The organism is Paenibacillus sp. YN15, from assembly GCF_003285005.1.
Lineage (GTDB): Bacteria > Bacillota > Bacilli > Paenibacillales > NBRC-103111 > Paenibacillus_AR.
On record NZ_QMFA01000001.1, the window covers coordinates 34,846 to 50,928 of the forward strand.

A 16,083-nucleotide genomic window follows, 5' to 3' on the forward strand; every position below is an offset into this window, starting at 1 on the left:
GATGGAGCAAATAGCGCATCGTGTGTCCGTGAAATTCCCGGAAACGCCCAATTTTGAAAAATAGCGGATTCCCTGTCCGGCTGGAAGAAGCAAGGAGCAACGGACCCGCTTCTATCGAGCAAGCGATTACTTGAAATCCTGGCCAATGAAGGCCTCCCGCACCCGGCTCCAGAAGGGGAACGGGCGGAAGCGGGCGAAGCGGATGGATTCCCGGGACACCTGGCAGCGGATGGAGGTAATCTGGTTCTCCTGGAACGACAGGTGATCCAGGGTAATAAGGAACCGCCCCTCGGATTTCGGATAGATGTCGCAGTGATGATGCTTGGGCAGGATCATGGAGGAGCCCAAGGTCCGGTACACCCGGTTGTTGATGGAGGAAATCTCGGCAATTTGCAAAGCCTCCAGGGAAGGATGGAGGATCGCGCCGCCAAGGCTCTTGTTGTAAGCGGTGCTGCCGCAGGGAGTGGAGATGCAGATGCCGTCCCCGCGGAAGGTTTCAAAGGGTTCATCGTTTATGTTCAGCTGGGCCACCAGCGTCGAGTCGATGCCTTTTATGGTGAATTCGTTCAAGGCCATAAAGGAATGGGCGTCCCCTTCCGTTTTGACCACCTCCACTTCAATGAGCGGGTAGGTCACCAGCCGAAGCTTGCTATCCTGAGGGGGCGCATTCATCAGAGTGAGCAGCTGGTTGATTTCACCAGGCATCCAGTCGGCAAAAAAGCCCAAATGTCCCGTATGGATTCCCACAAAGGATGCGGTGGCCAAATTCTCGCGGAATTGGTGGAAGGCTTGCAGCATGGTGCCGTCGCCGCCGATGGAAACCACAAAATGGGGATCGCTGCGGCTTTCGGTCATGCCATGGCTTGCCGCCAAACGGTGGAACTCCTTCACCAGCTTGCAGGACTCCTCATCGCCCCGGTTCACAACAAAGTAGTTCAAGACGGTTCCTCCTAAGGGCTTTGCCGCGAGGCAAAGCCGGCATCGTAAGCATAAGCTAAGGGCTTTCCGCCAGGAAAGCCGACATCGTAAGCATAAGCTGGGCTTTCCGCCAGGAAAGCCGGCATCGTAAGGGCTAAACTACCCTCATCATAAACGTTTTGCCTCCGTCAGGCAATCAGGCATTCAAGCAGGCGGCCTTCGCCAAACACCCCATGCTCGGGCTCCTCCTCTACCGCAATCAAGTTCCGTCCAATTCCTCCATAAGTTTCATCCCTGTCCTGCCGGAAGGGCCGATGTTATAGTAAAGCTGTTGTTACACTAAACAAATGAAAGGAGAACGCGCAATGCCAAAAAACTTCGGATTCAAACGGCTGGCAGGGTTTGTTCTTGCACTGGCGCTGGCTCTCGGCCCCTTCCAGGGTCTGCAGGCCGTCCCGGCGCAGGCGGAAGCAACCACCGTGATTGTGGACAATGGTGGCGCCGGATATTATGAGTCGGCATCGGGGGCATGGACCAATTCCAATTTGAAGGGGTACTTGAATTCCGGCACCCGGTTCACCGATAATGCCTCCTCCCTCAACATCTATGTGCTGTACATTCCCGATTTGCCGCTAGGGGGAATCTATGATGTATCGATTTACAAAATTGCCGAGGCCTCGTCAGACCCCAATGCCCGGGTTGAGGTAGCCCATTCGGACGGAACAGAGGCTCTGTCCATGGACCAGTCAACGGGAAACAGCGGCTGGCAGGAGCTGGGGAGCTATCATTTTTCATCCGGTTCCAATGGTTATGTCAAGCTAAGCCTGGGCACGTTGAACAAGCGGCTGAGGGCCGATGCGGTTAAATTCACCCTGGTTGCCGCGGATGAAGAGCAGACAGTTTCCCTGTATCCTGCTGCCGATACGTATGTAAACGGCGGAGCCAAGGCCGCGGACAACTATGGAAGTGCAGCAGAGCTGCTGGTCAAGAAGGATGCGGATATTTACACCAGGCAAACCTATATCAAGTTTAATGAAAACGCATACAACGGTCCTGTAGGAAGCGCCGTGCTTTATGTGTACGGAGCCGTGACGGACCCGGCAGGAACCGAAACCGATGTGCAGGTTTTGAGTACGGATGACACAAGCTGGGAAGAGCAGACGCTGACATGGAACTCGCCCCGTCCCCAACCCTTCGATTATATCGGCAAGCTGCACGTCCAATCGGCAAACCAGGAGTACAAATGGTACGGTATTGATGTCACCTCCTATGTCAGGGCCAAAATCCGGGCAAATGAGCCGTTTCAGTTCACCCTGCTGCAAGAGGATAAAGGCTTGCTGGTGCGCTTAAAAAGCAAGGAGAATCTGACCCATAAGCCGTATCTCAGCATTTCGCCCTCCTATCCTGCCCAACCGGCCGCCTTCTGGCCTTCGGACAGCATACTCGCGGCAGACAGCAGCGGCGATGAAACCTCGGCCGCTTTGGCCTGGACACCGGCATTGGAGGCGGAGCAGGCTATCGGCGGCTACCGGATTTACAAAAACGGCATGCTGCTGGATACGGTAAGCGGCACTGTTCATCAATACAATGCCGCTGGACTATCCATGGACACCCTATACACCTTCAAGGTGGAAGCAGTCAATGCTGCCGGAGCGGAAAGCCGGGACGGACCCATGCAAACCGTCCGCACCGGGAAAATCGGCATCGGCCAGATCAAGCCGGGCAACGTGTTCCTGCAATCGGAGAATGTGCAATTCAAGATCGAAACCAACCGGGAGACCATTTCCTGGAGCGTGAAAAATATATGGGAGGAGACCGTTGCGGAAGGCGTCTATGCCAATCAGGGGACGGAGGTCCTCTTGGAATTGGACCCGGGTCAAACCGGCTACTTTCTGCTGGAAGCCGATCTTGACTCCCCCGGAAGAACCACAGCAGCCCTGCGCACCCCCTTCGCCGTGCTGCCGGATACGAATCCGGGCCAGAGCTTGGATGCCCGCTTCGGCATGAACACCCACTTTGCCAGCTCGGCCACCGGCTGGTCCCCGGATCTCAGCCCGTTGGCCAAGGCGGCAGGAGCCGGCTCCATCCGGGACGGCTATTATTGGGCGTCGGTGGAAACCCAGGCTGGGCAATATGACTACAGCAAATATGCCCCTTATATGAGCCAAATCGGGGAAGACGGCATTCTGCCGCTGATTATGCTGGGACTGGAAAATCCCTTGTATGACGGAGGCAGCACCCCGTATTCGGAAGCGGGCTTCCAGGCATATGCCGACTATGCCGTTGCCTCTCTGGCCCAATTCGGCAGCCAAATCAAGGCAGTGGAAATCTACAACGAATTTAATCTTCCGGGCTATGGCGACCGGGGCAACGGACCGGCGGACAGCAAGCCGGAGGTATATGCCGGGATGCTGCAGAAGAGCTATGAGGCCATCAAGGCGGTCCGTCCCGATGTGACGGTAGTTGGACTTGCGGCAGCGGGAGTGCCCCTGGATTGGATCGAGGAGGTTTTCCGGCTGGGCGGACTGCAATACATGGACGCCATCTCTATCCATCCGTATCAGTATCCCAGAGTACCCGAAGCGATGGTAACGGAGCTTACGGCCTTGAAAAATCTGATCAAACAATACAACGGCGGCCAACTGAAGCCGATCTGGAGCACGGAAATCGGCTGGCCCACCCACGAGGGCTCCACAAACGAGAAGACTCAGGCCGATTATCTGGTCAGAAGCTACATCGTATCCTTTGCCAACGGCGTGGAGCGGGTGTATTGGTATGATTTCATGAACGACGGCACCGACAAGACCTATAATGAAAACAACTTTGGTGTCATCCGCAACCTGAAGGATTCCTTGGGCGCCTATACGCCGAAGCCGGCATACGCTGCGTTCGCCGCCATGACCGGACAACTGGCCGGCTGGGATTACGACCGCGCGGATGGTTTTGCTCCGGATATATCCAGTTATGTTTTCCAAAAGGACGGTGTGGAGACAAGAGCGGTATGGGCGCAGCGGGAGATGACGGTTGCCCTTGAGGTGTACGCCCCTGTTGAAGTAACGGATCTGATGGGCAATACCCAAACCTATGTGCCGCAGCAAGGCAAGGTGTATCTGACGCTGGACGGGGAGCCCCGTTATGTGAAAGGCTCCGTTCTTGGCATGCAGGAGGATGCTACCTATGCTTTGACAGGAGAGCGGGTTCTGGTCGGAGAGCCTGCCCAGTTGCTGCTGAAGGTGAGCAATGCCGGACAATCCGGCATCACAGCGGCAGCCGTGGTGGGAGGAACCGCCAATCCCTTCTATGCAGCTCCGGGGCAGGAGATGGAGCTGACGATTGCGGGGCCGTCCTTCCATAGCGAGGGCAAGCATAGAATATCGGGATATTTATTGGAGGAAGCAGGAGTGTACGGCAGGCTGGAGGTGCAATTGGACGTGGACAGGTCCAGCCAAGTGCGGATGTGGCCGGTGACGGATGGAGCGGGGGAGCAGAAGGCGCTTCGGCTCCATTATGCCAATTATTCCAGCACGTTGACCATGGAGACAGGCGCAATCCAGTGGACCATGAACGGCAGCTCGGGTATTGCGCATCCCGGGATCATCCTGGCCCCCGGCGCCGAGGCAAATTATGATCTGGTACTGCCCGGCCAATGGGAGAACGGCATCTCCTATGACACCCGGGTGCAGGCGGAATTGGCGGGAACAGAGCCCTACATCTATGAGGGAATGCTGGATTTTAACCCTATTCCTTTTGGCAGCATAACAATTGATGGAGTGACAGATCCGCGGGAAGAGCCGCCCACGGCGAATTTGTCCAAGGGGACCGTTCACATAAGCGGTTATGGCGGGGAAAATGACCTGGGCGGTTATGCCGCACTCTCCTGGGATGAGAACTGTCTGTATCTGACCGCGGATATTGCGGACGATGTCTTCGAGCATTCCTTCTCCGGGGCGGAGATCTACAAGAACGACAGCCTTCAATTTGCCCTGGCGGCGGATCTGCCCGGCTTGAGCAAGGAGTGGTACGAATACGGCTTGTCCCTGACGCTGGCAGGCCCGCAGATTTACCGCTGGCTTGCGCCCGCGGGTTTGGCCGACGGAGACCTGACCGCCAGAGGAAATCTGGCGGTGCACCGGGATGAACTAGCCCAAAGGACGGTCTATGAGCTGGCTCTCCCGTGGTCGGAAATCCCCACCATTGACCGGACCGGAGAGGGAATGACCTTTTCCCTTCTGGTCAATGATAATGACGGAGCCGGCCGCAAGGGCTTTATTGAATGGGGCTCGGGCATTGGCACCGAGAAAACCCAGGCCAAGTTCAAAACGGTGCAATGGCTCCCGCCGGGAGAAGCCGAATAAGCCTCACCGGCTCATACAGTCCATTTCCAACAGGGCGGGGAAAGGGAGTGCTCCTAGGAGCGCTGTCTTTCCTCACCTTTTTTCGCTGAGACGCTTCATTGCTATGCTATAATGAAAGAACCCTGAATATGGAGTGGTCGGAATGCTGCGTCTAAGGCTGAATATGCTGAATACCCTGAAGCTCAGGCTGTTTGCCGTTTTTGTCACTCTGCTGCTGCTGCCGTTGACTGCTGCAGTTTTTTTTCTGTTCCAGCACTTCGAATCCATCCGCCAGCAGGACATGATGGAGAGAATGTCGGAACGGATGCAGCAGGTCAGCACCTCGCTGACCGATATGATGGCCTTCGCCTACAAAACCCATATTCTGCTGGTTCAGGACGAAAGCCTGCTTCGGATATTGGCAGAGCCGGAATCGCTGAATTCCATTGACCGGAAGAAGCAGGTGGAAAGCAAAATGGCCGGCATCAATAACAGCTTTTTTTTCCATCAGACCGAGCTTTATTTCAAGCTGATCGACCGGGAGGGCAATGTATACACCTCCTATGCGCCCAATGGCAGACTGGCCAATTCGGCGGAGGAATTTGAGCAATGGCGGCAAAGGCTGGCAGAGGGCTCCTTTTCCTATCAATGGGTATCCGATGATTTGAATGATGTGTATTATGGGCAAAAAGGCAAGCTGCTGAGCCTGTATATCCTGCTGGACGATCCGCTTTCCACCCGGAAAACCAGCCTGGGCCTTGCCCGCATCAGCATCAATGTGCAGGAATGGCTCAACAGCACGCTCAAGAACAGCTTTACCGATCAGGATCTCTTAATCATGGACGGCAGCGGGAAGACCGTAACCCAAAGCCGGGAGCAGATTCTCGACCGGGAGCGGCTTCTGCAGGAGGCGCGCTCGAATCCTTCCGGAGGCTACTACAAGGATGGAAACGCGGCTTACCTGATTAACTACAGCTATCTGGAGGAGCTGGATTGGTATGTGGTGAACCAGTTTCCCCTTCATGAGCTGTTCCGCGATCTGCGACCGCTGCGGCTGTTCTTTTTTGCGGGCCTGGGCATCGTTATGCTGCTGTTTATGTGGATGATCTTCCTGCTGGCCTCCAAGATGACCAAACCCCTGCGCCAACTGGAGTGCAGCATGGAGGAGGTATCCGACAAGGGGCTGAATGTGAAAATCCGCATCGGACAAGGGGCTACCCGCGAGGTCATGTCCCTTGGCAAAAGCTTCAACAGAATGACCGACAATATTGTCGAGCTGATACACAAGCTGAATCTGGAGGAAAAGCAGCGGCATGCGGTCCGCTTCCAAATGCTGCTGGCCCAGATGAATCCCCACTTTTTGCTGAATACGCTGAATACCGTAAAATGGATGGCCCGCCGGGAGAAGCAGGAGGACATCGCTGCCATCTGCACCTCTCTCGGTGTGATTCTTGAGGCCAGCCTGAATCATGAAATTGAGCTTGTTCCGCTGGAGCGGGAAATCCAACTGCTTCATTCCTATGCATCCGTGCAGAAATTCCGCTATCAGGAATGGTTCGAGCTGATCGATGAGCTGGAGCCCTCCATTCAATATGCCCTGGTGCCCAAGCTCAGTCTCCAGCCTCTGGTGGAGAATGCCATTGTACATGGCCTCCATACCAAACAAGGCTCGGGGAGGATCTGGGTCCGGGCCAAGGCTTCCGGCAAACAGCTTGTTCTGGAGGTGGAGGACAACGGCATCGGCATGGAGGAGGCAGGCCGCAAATCCTCCAGACGGAGCAGGCCGGGAATTGGCCTGAGCAACCTGAGGGAGAGACTTCAGCTGCTCTTCAAGGAGGAGGCTCTCCTTCAGATTGAATCGGAGCCGGGGGGAACCCTTATCCGCATGATCCTTCCGCTTTTGATCGCAACGCCTTATTCCGGGGAAGGAGAGAAGAGAGATGTGGACCGTATTTCTGGTGGAGGATGAGCCTTATGTGCGGGCGGCTGTCCGTGAATTGGTGGACTGGAGCCGGCACGGCTTCCGGGTTATCGGCGAGGCCGGGGACGGAGAAGGGGCTCTGGCGGCTATCCTGGAGCTGAAGCCCGATGTGGTGATTGCCGATATTGTCATGCCGGGTTTGGATGGCATTGAGCTGCTGCGGGAAACCCGCAGGGCCGGGATTCCCAGCCGGTTTGTCATGCTTACGGCGATGAGCGATTTTGACTACGCCCGGGAGGCGCTCCAGTACGGAGCCTTCAACTATCTGCTGAAGCTTTCGCTTACGGATGATCTGCTTCTGGAAACCCTGGACAGGATCAAAACGGAATTGCGCGAGGAACTGAAGGAAAGGGCAGTAGCCCAGCTCCCCCGGCTGCGCCGAATCTGGGCGGAGATTTGGGGAATGGATACTTCCGGCGGGGACACCGCGGGGGAGGAGGCGGAGGACTGGGGGACTCTTAGCCGTTTTCACTTGACGATTGTCACGGTGCTGAGCGGCGGACAGCCTGCCGTTCTTGAGCCGGTGCCGGGCGGCGGAAGCGGCAGCGGCTTTGAGGCCGTTTACCGTTTTTTCGAATGGGGGATCACCACCTACTTTTGCTGGGGGCGGCAGCTGCCGGAGACCGGAGTGCTCCATGGGTTGTCCAGAGGGGGCTTCGCCTATGCGGCAGATGCGGCGGAGGTTCATTCACACACCATCAGGGGTGCGTGGAAGAAAGCGCTGTATGGCCTCAGCGAGTTTTGGTACGGAGGTTTGGCAGCCTCTTTGGAGGACAGAGAGAGTGCAATACACGCCGCCAAAGCACTGGAGGGGGAGGTTGTACGGTCCTTTGAGGAAGGACAGGCCAACAGGTTCCGCCAGGCATTGGAATCGTTATGGAAAATAAAACGAAGTCTGGCAAGTCCGCATATGGAAGTGAAGCAGACGGCCCTCCGTTTGGCGCAGACCTTTGCCATGCTGTCCGGGCAGCGCCCGGATCATGCCTTTGTTTTTGAGGCAATCAGCCACGAGAGCCTACTGCATCAGCTGCTGCAATATGCAAGCGGCCTAATCGAGCGCCCGCCGGGACCGGACAGCCAGGAAACAGACCATCCTGTAGTAAATCGTCTCATTTCGCATATGCGGAAGCATTACATGGAAAATATCAAAATTTCCGATCTGGCCGGTCTGGTTTCCATGAATGTGGACTATGTCAGCACCGTTTTTGGCAAAAAGACGGGAATGACGCCTGTTCTCTATCTGCAAAACATCCGTGTGGAGCAAGCCAAACGGATGCTGCTCGGCTCCAAGCTCAGCGTGAGCGAGATTGCCCTCCAATCCGGCTTTACCGATGACGCCTATTTCATCCGGGTATTCAAACGGCTTACCGGACATACTCCCAGCGCCTACCGCAAAATGAACGGCTTCTAAGTTTTGTCCAATAACCCGTTAAGTTTAGACTCTTATCCGCCATCCTGCACCCTGTTATATTGAAGAGGAAGAGACCTATACAATCGACAAGAGGAGGTTGCACCAAATGAATGTGCATAAAGCTGTGAAAAGCGGCCGCCTGACCGCAGCCGGACTGGGGGCCGTACTGGCCATGTCCGCTCTGCTCGGAGGCTGCGGGGGAAACAGTAATTCCGGGGACGCTTCCCCGTCTGCATCACCGTCGGCCGGAGCGGCAAGCACTGCTCCAGCCGCTTCCAAGGAGCCTGTCAAATTGGTGATGTGGGGAGGAGTTCCGCCGGAGAACGGGCCACAGGCTGCCGTGGACAATTGGAACAAGCTGCATCCGGATATCCAGGTGGAGTATGTGAGGTTTGTCAATGATGATGCAGGCAACCTGAAGCTGGATACTGCGCTTATTTCCAGCCAGCCGGTGGATATGTACATGACGTACGATTTTTCTCTTTACGAAAAGCGGATCAGAGCGGGCAACGCCCTGGATCTCAGCAAGTTCAGCGACTATAATATCGATTCCAAAATGGGAACGGGAGCTGCCTTCTGGAAGGTGGATGACAAATATTATGGCGTGCCTACCAAAAAGGGCTTGTCCTTTATTTGGGTAAATAAGGATATGTTGGATGCGAAGGGGCTGTCTGTTCCTACCGACTGGACGCTGGATGACCTGCGGGATTATGCGGCAAAGCTGAAAACCGATAAGGTGTACGGATTCGCCGAGTCCGATTATTATTTCCAGGTTCCGGTTAACGGCTCCATGATGAAGCAGAGCTTATCCCTTGTGAAGGCAGACGGCACCTCCGCGTTTGACAACCCCTATACCGTGAAGACGCTCCAGGTGTATCAGGATATGATGTTCAAGGATAAGACCATGATGCCTCATGCGGAGCAGCTTACCTCCAAGCCGGCGCTGGACCAAATGTTCGTGAAAGGCGAGACGGCCATGCTGTTCTCAACGGAGCAGATTTTCCGGACAACCAATAATGTGAAGGATTATCCCCGTACCTTCAAGGTAGCGGCTGCGCCGATTCCCAAGGTTTCCAAGGACCAGACCGACTTTGTCCACAACGGAGGCCTCGGGGATGTGTTAAGCATCAATCCCCGCTCGAAGCACCAGGATGCGGCATGGCAATTTATAAAATGGTACTCCGATGAAGGCATGCTGCCGCTTGCGGCCGGCGGACGGGTTCCGGCGTCCTCATCCTTCAATGTGAACGATGCGGTGAGCCTGATGTTTAAGGGAGTGGAGGATACCTACGATCTGGAGTCCGTGAAGCGGGTGATGTTCGGCAACCTGCCGCTTGGCATGACCATGCTGGAGAAGAAAACGGGAACAGACCAGCAGGTTGTCTACGACAAGGTGTTCACGCAGAAGATGACACCCGAGGAGGGGGCCAAGGAGCTGGCCAGGATTCATAATGAGGCTCTGAAGGCCGCCAAAAAATAACCGCAACCTGCAAGGAGAAGCCAGAGTTGCCAGACTCCAGCGCTTCTCCTCTTTTATTCTATTTGAAACTTGAAACGAGGCGGTGACCGCTGTGACCTGGATGAAACGGCAGAGGATGCTGGGGTATGCATTTATTGCTCCAAATTTATTGGGAATGATCATATTTATGTTGGTCCCGGCTTTGTTTTCCTTTTACCTGATGTTTACGGATTGGGTGTTTGCCGGCGGACAGCAGCCCCATTTTGTAGGTTTGGACAATTTTCGGATGATCCTCAAGGATGACATGTTTCCCATCGCCTTGAGGAATACGCTGTTGATGCTGCTTCCTGTACCGGTTTCCATTTTTTGCGGTTTTCTCATTGCGGTGATGCTCAACAACAGGGTTTATTTTCAAAAGCTGCTGCGCGCTTTTTTCTTCGCCCCGTACTTTACCAACGGGATTGCCATTGCCTTCGTCTGGATGGTGCTGTTCCAGCCCTCAAACGGGCCTATCAATGCATTCCTGAAATCAGTGGGAATAGAGAATCCTCCCCTGTGGTTCGCTTCCCCCGATACCGCCATGTATGCCGTTCTGATCATGTCCGTGGCCGGCGGAATCGGGTATAACATGATCATCTATCTGGCCGCGCTTCAGGAAATTTCGCCGGAGCAGTTGGAAGCCGCCAGAATGGATGGGGCAAGCTTTATCCAGCTTTTGCGGATGGTCATTATGCCGCTGGTCAGTCCGACGACCTTCTTCCTCCTGATTACCGGCCTTATTGGCTCCATCAAGGGGTTTGGCAATATTTACGCCATTACACAGGGCGGGCCGGCCAACAGCACCACCGTACTGTCCATTTTTGCCTACAAAGAGGCGTTTAATTTTTATGAGATGGGTTATGCTTCGGCCATTTCGTGGGTGATGTTTGCATTCATATTGGTCATTACATTGATTCAGTGGGTCGGGCAGAAAAAATGGGTTCATTACTAGAGGATAGGGAGGAGAAACCCAAGTGAGAACAAGCCTTTCCCGGATATATAAAGAACGGATTGCCAAGGGCGCGAATACCTTGATCATGTTGTTTTGCAGTCTGCTGCTTTTGGCTCCGATGATTTGGATGATCAGTACCTCCTTCAAAAAAGCGAAGGATGTGTTTGCATATCCGATCCAATGGATACCCCAGAATCCGATTATGAACAATCACCTGCTGGTGTGGACGCGTGGTGACGGTTTTCTGATGTTTTACCTGAACTCGTTGAAAATTTCGGTGATTCTGATGGTGGCCGCACCGCTGCTTGCCGCCTTGGCGGCCTATGGCTTTAGCCGAATTGATTTTAAAGGCCGGGACACGATTTTTATCCTGTATCTGTGCCTGATGATGATTCCCCCACAGGTGCTTTTTGTGCCCAAATTTATCATGTTTGACTGGATGGGCATTTACAATACACACTGGGCTTTGATTCTTCCGGGAATGTTCACCGTGTTCGGTGTGTTTATGATCCGGCAGTTCTTTTTGGGCATTCCCCATGAGATATCGGAGGCGGCCTTTATTGACGGAGCCGGGCATCTGCGGATATTCTCACAGATTTTTTTGCCTTTGGCCAAGCCCGCCTTAGCCACCTTCGCCATTATCGACTTCACCTGGACATGGAATGACTATGAGAATGCGCTGATCTTCCTGCTGGATAAAAAGCTGTTCACAGTTCCTCTCGGGATGCAGAACTTCATGCAGGAAGCGGGTGTGGATTACAATCTGATGATGGCGGCAGCGACTGCTGCGGTTGTGCCGCTTTTGCTGGTGTTCTTCATCGGACAAAAATATATTATTCAGGGCTTTTCCGGTTCGGCTGTGAAGGGGTAAGAGACGGCGTTGATATGTGAGTGTGGTTGTATTATCTATTTAAAGGAATAAATGGAATATAGCGAGAAACCTCGCAAAAAACGGATGCCCCGATGGTTCCCGCCCATCAAGCCGCATCCGTTTTTTGTGCTTTGCGCTGGTTGCTTACTTACGTCTACAGAATCGTGACCTCATTCATCTCGAAATCATGGGCGAAGTCCGGGCTGATGGGGCGCACCCGGAGCTGGAAGTGCGGCCCGTGGCGCAGATGCGCCGGAAGCCTGCCCTCGAACTTGTAGGTGCCTGGGGATACGGCCTCGCCGAACAAGGAGAAGGGCACCACCACCGGCAGCCAGGCGCCGTCCGCCTGCTCCTCCCAGTACAGGGCCTCCACGGCTACGTCCTTGTACCAGATTTCCCCCAGATGGACGATGACGCCGACGGTCTTCATCAGCCGTTTGCTGAGAGATTCGGCGAAGCTGACGACGGGGTAGGCGTCCTCCACGCCGACGATCTTCACCGCCCACCACTTGGTGCGGATAAACCGCTTGTAATCGGCCATGCGGGTGGCCGCGGCATAATTGTCCGCGCTGAAATGCAGCGCGCGGGCCATGATCCGGGTGTAGTAGAGGTTGGTGTAGTCCTGCACCATCCGGTCGGTATTGTACTGGGGGGCCAGCGTTTCGATGGAATGGACCATCCGCTTGATCCATTGGACCGGAACAGCCGCCTGCTCCTCTTGGTTATAGTATAGAGGCACAATTTTTTCCTCCAACACGCTGTACAGCGACTCCAGGTTTTCCTTCTCCTGGGTTTCCTCATCCGCCCGGTTGTCGGCGTCGATGGACCAGCCGTTTTCCCCGTCATACCCTTCCTGCCACCAGCCATCCAGTACACTGAAGTTCAGGACGCCGTTCAACGCCGCTTTTTCGCCGCTGGTGCCGCTGGCCTCATGGGGCCGTTTGGGATTGTTCAGCCACACATCCACACCCTGCACCAGGTAGCGGGCCATGTTCATATCGTAATTTTCCAGAAGCACAATCTTGCCGCGGAAACGCTCTGTTTGCGACAGCTGATAAATCTCCCGCAGCAGCTTCTGTCCGGGGATATCCGCAGGATGGGCCTTCCCGGCAAAAATAAACTGCACCGGCCGCTCCGGATGATTGACCAGACGGTCAAGCCGCTCCAGGTCGCGGAAGATCAGCGTAGCCCGCTTGTAGGTGGCGAACCGGCGGGCGAAGCCGATGGTCAGCACATCCGGGCGCAAGAAGGCGGCGCCGCCGTCAGCAGGCTGCCCGTTGCGCCGCCGCTGCTCCTCCACATTGGTTTTGGCATAAACGATGAGGCGTTCCTTCAGCCGCCGGCGGATATCCCACAAGGTTTCCGGCGGCACCTTCTCCAGGGCCTTCCATTGCTCCAGTGCGCTTTGGTTGACGCGCCAGTCCGACCGCAGACAGCTGTCCAGAAGCTCCTTCCACTCCCGGGCCATCCAGGTGCGCAGATGAACCCCATTGGTCACATGGCCGATGGGAATCTCGGAGGCATTCAGATTGCCGTGGAAGCCCTTGAACATTTCCCGGGAGACAGCGCCGTGCAGCTCGCTGACGCCGTTGCGCATGGTGGCCGTATTCATGGCCAGGTAGGTCATGTTGAATACGTTTTTGCTCCGGTCCAAACCCAGCTCAATAATGGCCTGCCGGTCTGCGGACAGGGAATAGAGCAGCTCGCCCAGATAATGCTCAAACATACCCACAGGGAATGCGTCATGTCCTGCCGGAACCGGCGTATGCGTGGTGAAAATCGTGCTGGCCCGCACCATTTCCAGCGCCGCGGAGAAGGGAAGCCCGCCCCGGATATGCTCCCGGATGCGCTCCAGGGACAGAAAAGCGGCATGGCCTTCGTTGATATGATAGACGTATGGATAAAGCTCCAAGGCGCGAAGGGCCATAATGCCGCCCATGCCCAAAATGATTTCCTGCTGAATCCGGGTGTCCTGATTGCCTCCGTAGAGCTGGGCGGTGAGGGAACGGTCATCATAGCTGTTGCCGTCCACATCCGCATCCAGAAGGTAAACGGGCACTGTGCCTACACGGACCTCCCACACCTTAAGGCGCACGGCCCGCCCGGGCAGCTCCACATATACATGCACTTCCTCATCGTTGCGGATGGCGGGGCGGATAGCCAGCTTCCCGAAATCATAGGTCACCTGCTCGGAAATCTGCGCGCCCTGGTGATCGATTTTTTGGTTGAAGTAGCCGCGTTTGTAGAGGAGGCCTACCGCCACAAGAGGGATTCCCAGGTCGCTGGCGGATTTGCAATGGTCTCCGGCAAGCACGCCCAGGCCGCCTGAGTAGATGGGCAGGGATTCGTGAAAGCCGAATTCCGCGGAGAAGTAGGCAATGTGCCGGCCTTCATGCTGGGGATAGGTCTCATGAAACCAGGCTTTTCGCCCGGTATATGCGTCCCAAGCCGAGACGGCCCGTTCGTACAGGTCCATAAAGGCGTCATCTGCGGACAGTCTGCTCCAGTCCTCGGGGGATGTTTCCTGCAGCATCCGGACAGGGCTATGGTAGACGGTTTCCCATTTTACCGGATTGATGGCGCGGAACAGCTCCAAAGCCTCTTCGTTCCAGCTGAACCACAGGTTATACGCAAGTTCCTCCAGACGGGACAAACGTTCGGGCAACAGGGCGGAATATTGGGTCATGATGGCCACCTCTCTTTGGTTTGGTCAAACGGAAGCTTTCTCCATTTTACCACAGGGGGGAAGGAAATTTCTTCTGTATTTGTCTGGCTAGCGGGAACTTCTGCCGCCTGGGGCGAAGCGGCGGCGGATAATTCCGGCGGCCAGCAGATACAGGAGAAGCCCCCCCGCCACGGCGTAGCCCGCCTGCCAGACCATGCCCGGCCACAAGCCGGGCCGGAGCCAGGAGGCGGCGCCGGGAGAGGCAAGCAGGGCGAAGGCAGGGGCGGGCTCCGGCTTCAGCCGATTCCACAGGAGCAGCACAGCGCCGAAGGAAAGGAGCCCGTGGGCCAGCCGCGCCAGCAGAAACGGCCCGTAGCGGAGGTCGGTTTTGTGCACAAGGCTGATAATCTGGGCGTGCACCGACAGACCGGCCCAGGCCAGCACAAACGCGCCGCAGGCGGCCTTGTAAACCAGCGGAATGGAAGCGGAGGCGCCACCGGCCGCTTTGGTCCCCAGAGTGACCTCGAAGCTTCCGTCCACCAGGGATTGGGCCAGCTCCCGGGGGACTCCCGCCAGGCCAAGCAGGCCGCCGAAGGTATCCTGAATGAACCCGAGAATCTGCGCGATAGTCAGCACCTCCAGAATGGTGGAAGCAAAAACTACCAATCCGCCGATGACAAAGATCAACTGGATGGCGGACCGGATGGCTTGCTGGAGCATCACCCCAAACGGCCGTCCGTCCATCATCCGCGCTTCATGCATGGCACGGAAGGAGCGGGCGACGAGCCGGCCCTTGCCCTGGACCGGCGCAGGAGGAGACATTCTGCCTCCGCTGTGAAACCGCATCAGGAGCCCCAGCAGAACGGCGGTTCCGTAATGTGCGGCGCCCAGCACCACGGCCAGGCGGGCATCGTGGAAGAAACCCACAGACACCGCGCCGATGAGAAAGATGGGATCGGAGGTGGTGGCGAAAGCCACCAGCCGCTCGCCCTCCTCCCGGTTGATCAGCTTATCCTCCCACAGCTTGGCCGTCAGCTTGGCGGTCATGGGGTAGCCGGAGGCAAAGCCCATGGTCACCACAAAGCCGCCAATGCCCGGCACCCGGAACAAGGGCCGCATCAGAGGGTCCAGGAGCGAGCCGAAGAAATGGACGATGCCGAAGCCCAGCATCAGCTCCGCCAGCACCAGAAACGGAAACAGGGAGGGAAAAAGCACATCCCACCAGATCAGGATGCCCCGCATGGAGGCGCTGATCACTTCATTGGGGTACGCCAGGAGCATAGCCAGGAACGGAAGAATGAAAAGAGCGGCGGCAACCAGTGGATTCCAGGGAATAAGACGGCGCATACGAAGCCTCCAAGCATGTACAGGATACTTCATGTTTATGAAACATCCGGAAAAGACATGTCCCCAGGCGGAGGCGATTCGGGGTGGAATATGGTACAATAGTCAA

At 55.9% G+C, this 16,083-nt stretch carries 9 protein-coding genes; 6 read left to right on the forward strand and 3 right to left on the reverse strand.

From position 1 onward, the window contains the following. Positions 1–126 precede the first annotated feature (126 nt). Complete coding sequence (locus DQG13_RS00115) at positions 127–939, reverse strand: NAD kinase (RefSeq protein ID WP_113017346.1); 813 nt, start codon at positions 937–939, stop codon at positions 127–129. A 344-nt stretch (positions 940–1,283) separates the two neighbouring features. On the opposite strand from DQG13_RS00115, the gene DQG13_RS00120 reads away from it, so the two are divergent. From DQG13_RS00120 to DQG13_RS00145, 6 genes are all read left to right on the forward strand, one after another. Continuing rightward, positions 1,284–5,273 carry a CBM96 family carbohydrate-binding protein gene (locus DQG13_RS00120; RefSeq protein ID WP_113017347.1) on the forward strand — a complete coding sequence of 1,330 codons (3,990 nt, stop codon included), beginning with the start codon at positions 1,284–1,286 and terminating at the stop codon, positions 5,271–5,273. 142 nt (positions 5,274–5,415) lie between these two features. Further along, positions 5,416–7,221 (forward strand): sensor histidine kinase, encoded by a 1,806-nt coding sequence (locus tag DQG13_RS00125; RefSeq protein ID WP_113017348.1) that lies wholly within the window; start codon positions 5,416–5,418, stop codon positions 7,219–7,221. Continuing rightward, complete coding sequence (locus DQG13_RS00130; RefSeq protein WP_113017349.1) at positions 7,193–8,644, forward strand: helix-turn-helix domain-containing protein; 1,452 nt, start codon at positions 7,193–7,195, stop codon at positions 8,642–8,644. Before DQG13_RS00125 ends, DQG13_RS00130 begins: the two co-directional genes overlap by 29 nt. Before the next feature lie 106 nt (positions 8,645–8,750). Beyond that, complete coding sequence (locus tag DQG13_RS00135) at positions 8,751–10,124, forward strand: ABC transporter substrate-binding protein (protein ID WP_113017350.1); 1,374 nt, start codon at positions 8,751–8,753, stop codon at positions 10,122–10,124. A gap of 166 nt (positions 10,125–10,290) precedes the next feature. Next, the gene (locus DQG13_RS00140) at positions 10,291–11,094 is read left to right on the forward strand and encodes a carbohydrate ABC transporter permease (protein WP_258525380.1); all 804 of its coding nucleotides are present in this window, start codon (positions 10,291–10,293) and stop codon (positions 11,092–11,094) included. Positions 11,095–11,179: 85 nt separating this feature from the next. Beyond that, entirely contained in the window at positions 11,180–11,965 is a 786-nt protein-coding gene (locus DQG13_RS00145; RefSeq protein WP_113017677.1) for a carbohydrate ABC transporter permease, read from the forward strand. 154 nt (positions 11,966–12,119) lie between these two features. On the opposite strand, the gene glgP is transcribed toward DQG13_RS00145, so the two are convergent. Next, positions 12,120–14,651 (reverse strand): alpha-glucan family phosphorylase, encoded by a 2,532-nt coding sequence (gene glgP / locus DQG13_RS00150; protein WP_258525381.1) that lies wholly within the window; start codon positions 14,649–14,651, stop codon positions 12,120–12,122. Positions 14,652–14,738: 87 nt separating this feature from the next. After that, positions 14,739–15,977, reverse strand: a complete 1,239-nt coding sequence (locus DQG13_RS00155; protein ID WP_181592480.1) for a nucleoside recognition domain-containing protein — start codon at positions 15,975–15,977, stop codon at positions 14,739–14,741. Positions 15,978–16,083 lie beyond the last annotated feature (106 nt).

Bases quoted from the DNA above. Each gene is read 5' to 3' on its own strand.
- DQG13_RS00120 (WP_113017347.1), top strand. From the start codon at position 1,284: ATGCCAAAAAACTTCGGATTCAAACGGCTGGCAGGGTTTGTTCTTGCA.
- DQG13_RS00125 (WP_113017348.1), top strand. From the start codon at position 5,416: ATGCTGCGTCTAAGGCTGAATATGCTGAATACCCTGAAGCTCAGGCTG.
- DQG13_RS00130 (WP_113017349.1), top strand. From the start codon at position 7,193: ATGTGGACCGTATTTCTGGTGGAGGATGAGCCTTATGTGCGGGCGGCT.
- DQG13_RS00135 (WP_113017350.1), top strand. From the start codon at position 8,751: ATGAATGTGCATAAAGCTGTGAAAAGCGGCCGCCTGACCGCAGCCGGA.
- DQG13_RS00140 (WP_258525380.1), top strand. From the start codon at position 10,291: ATGTTGGTCCCGGCTTTGTTTTCCTTTTACCTGATGTTTACGGATTGG.
- DQG13_RS00145 (WP_113017677.1), top strand. From the start codon at position 11,180: ATGTTGTTTTGCAGTCTGCTGCTTTTGGCTCCGATGATTTGGATGATC.
- glgP (WP_258525381.1), bottom strand. From the start codon at position 14,651: ATGACCCAATATTCCGCCCTGTTGCCCGAACGTTTGTCCCGTCTGGAG.
- DQG13_RS00155 (WP_181592480.1), bottom strand. From the start codon at position 15,977: ATGCGCCGTCTTATTCCCTGGAATCCACTGGTTGCCGCCGCTCTTTTC.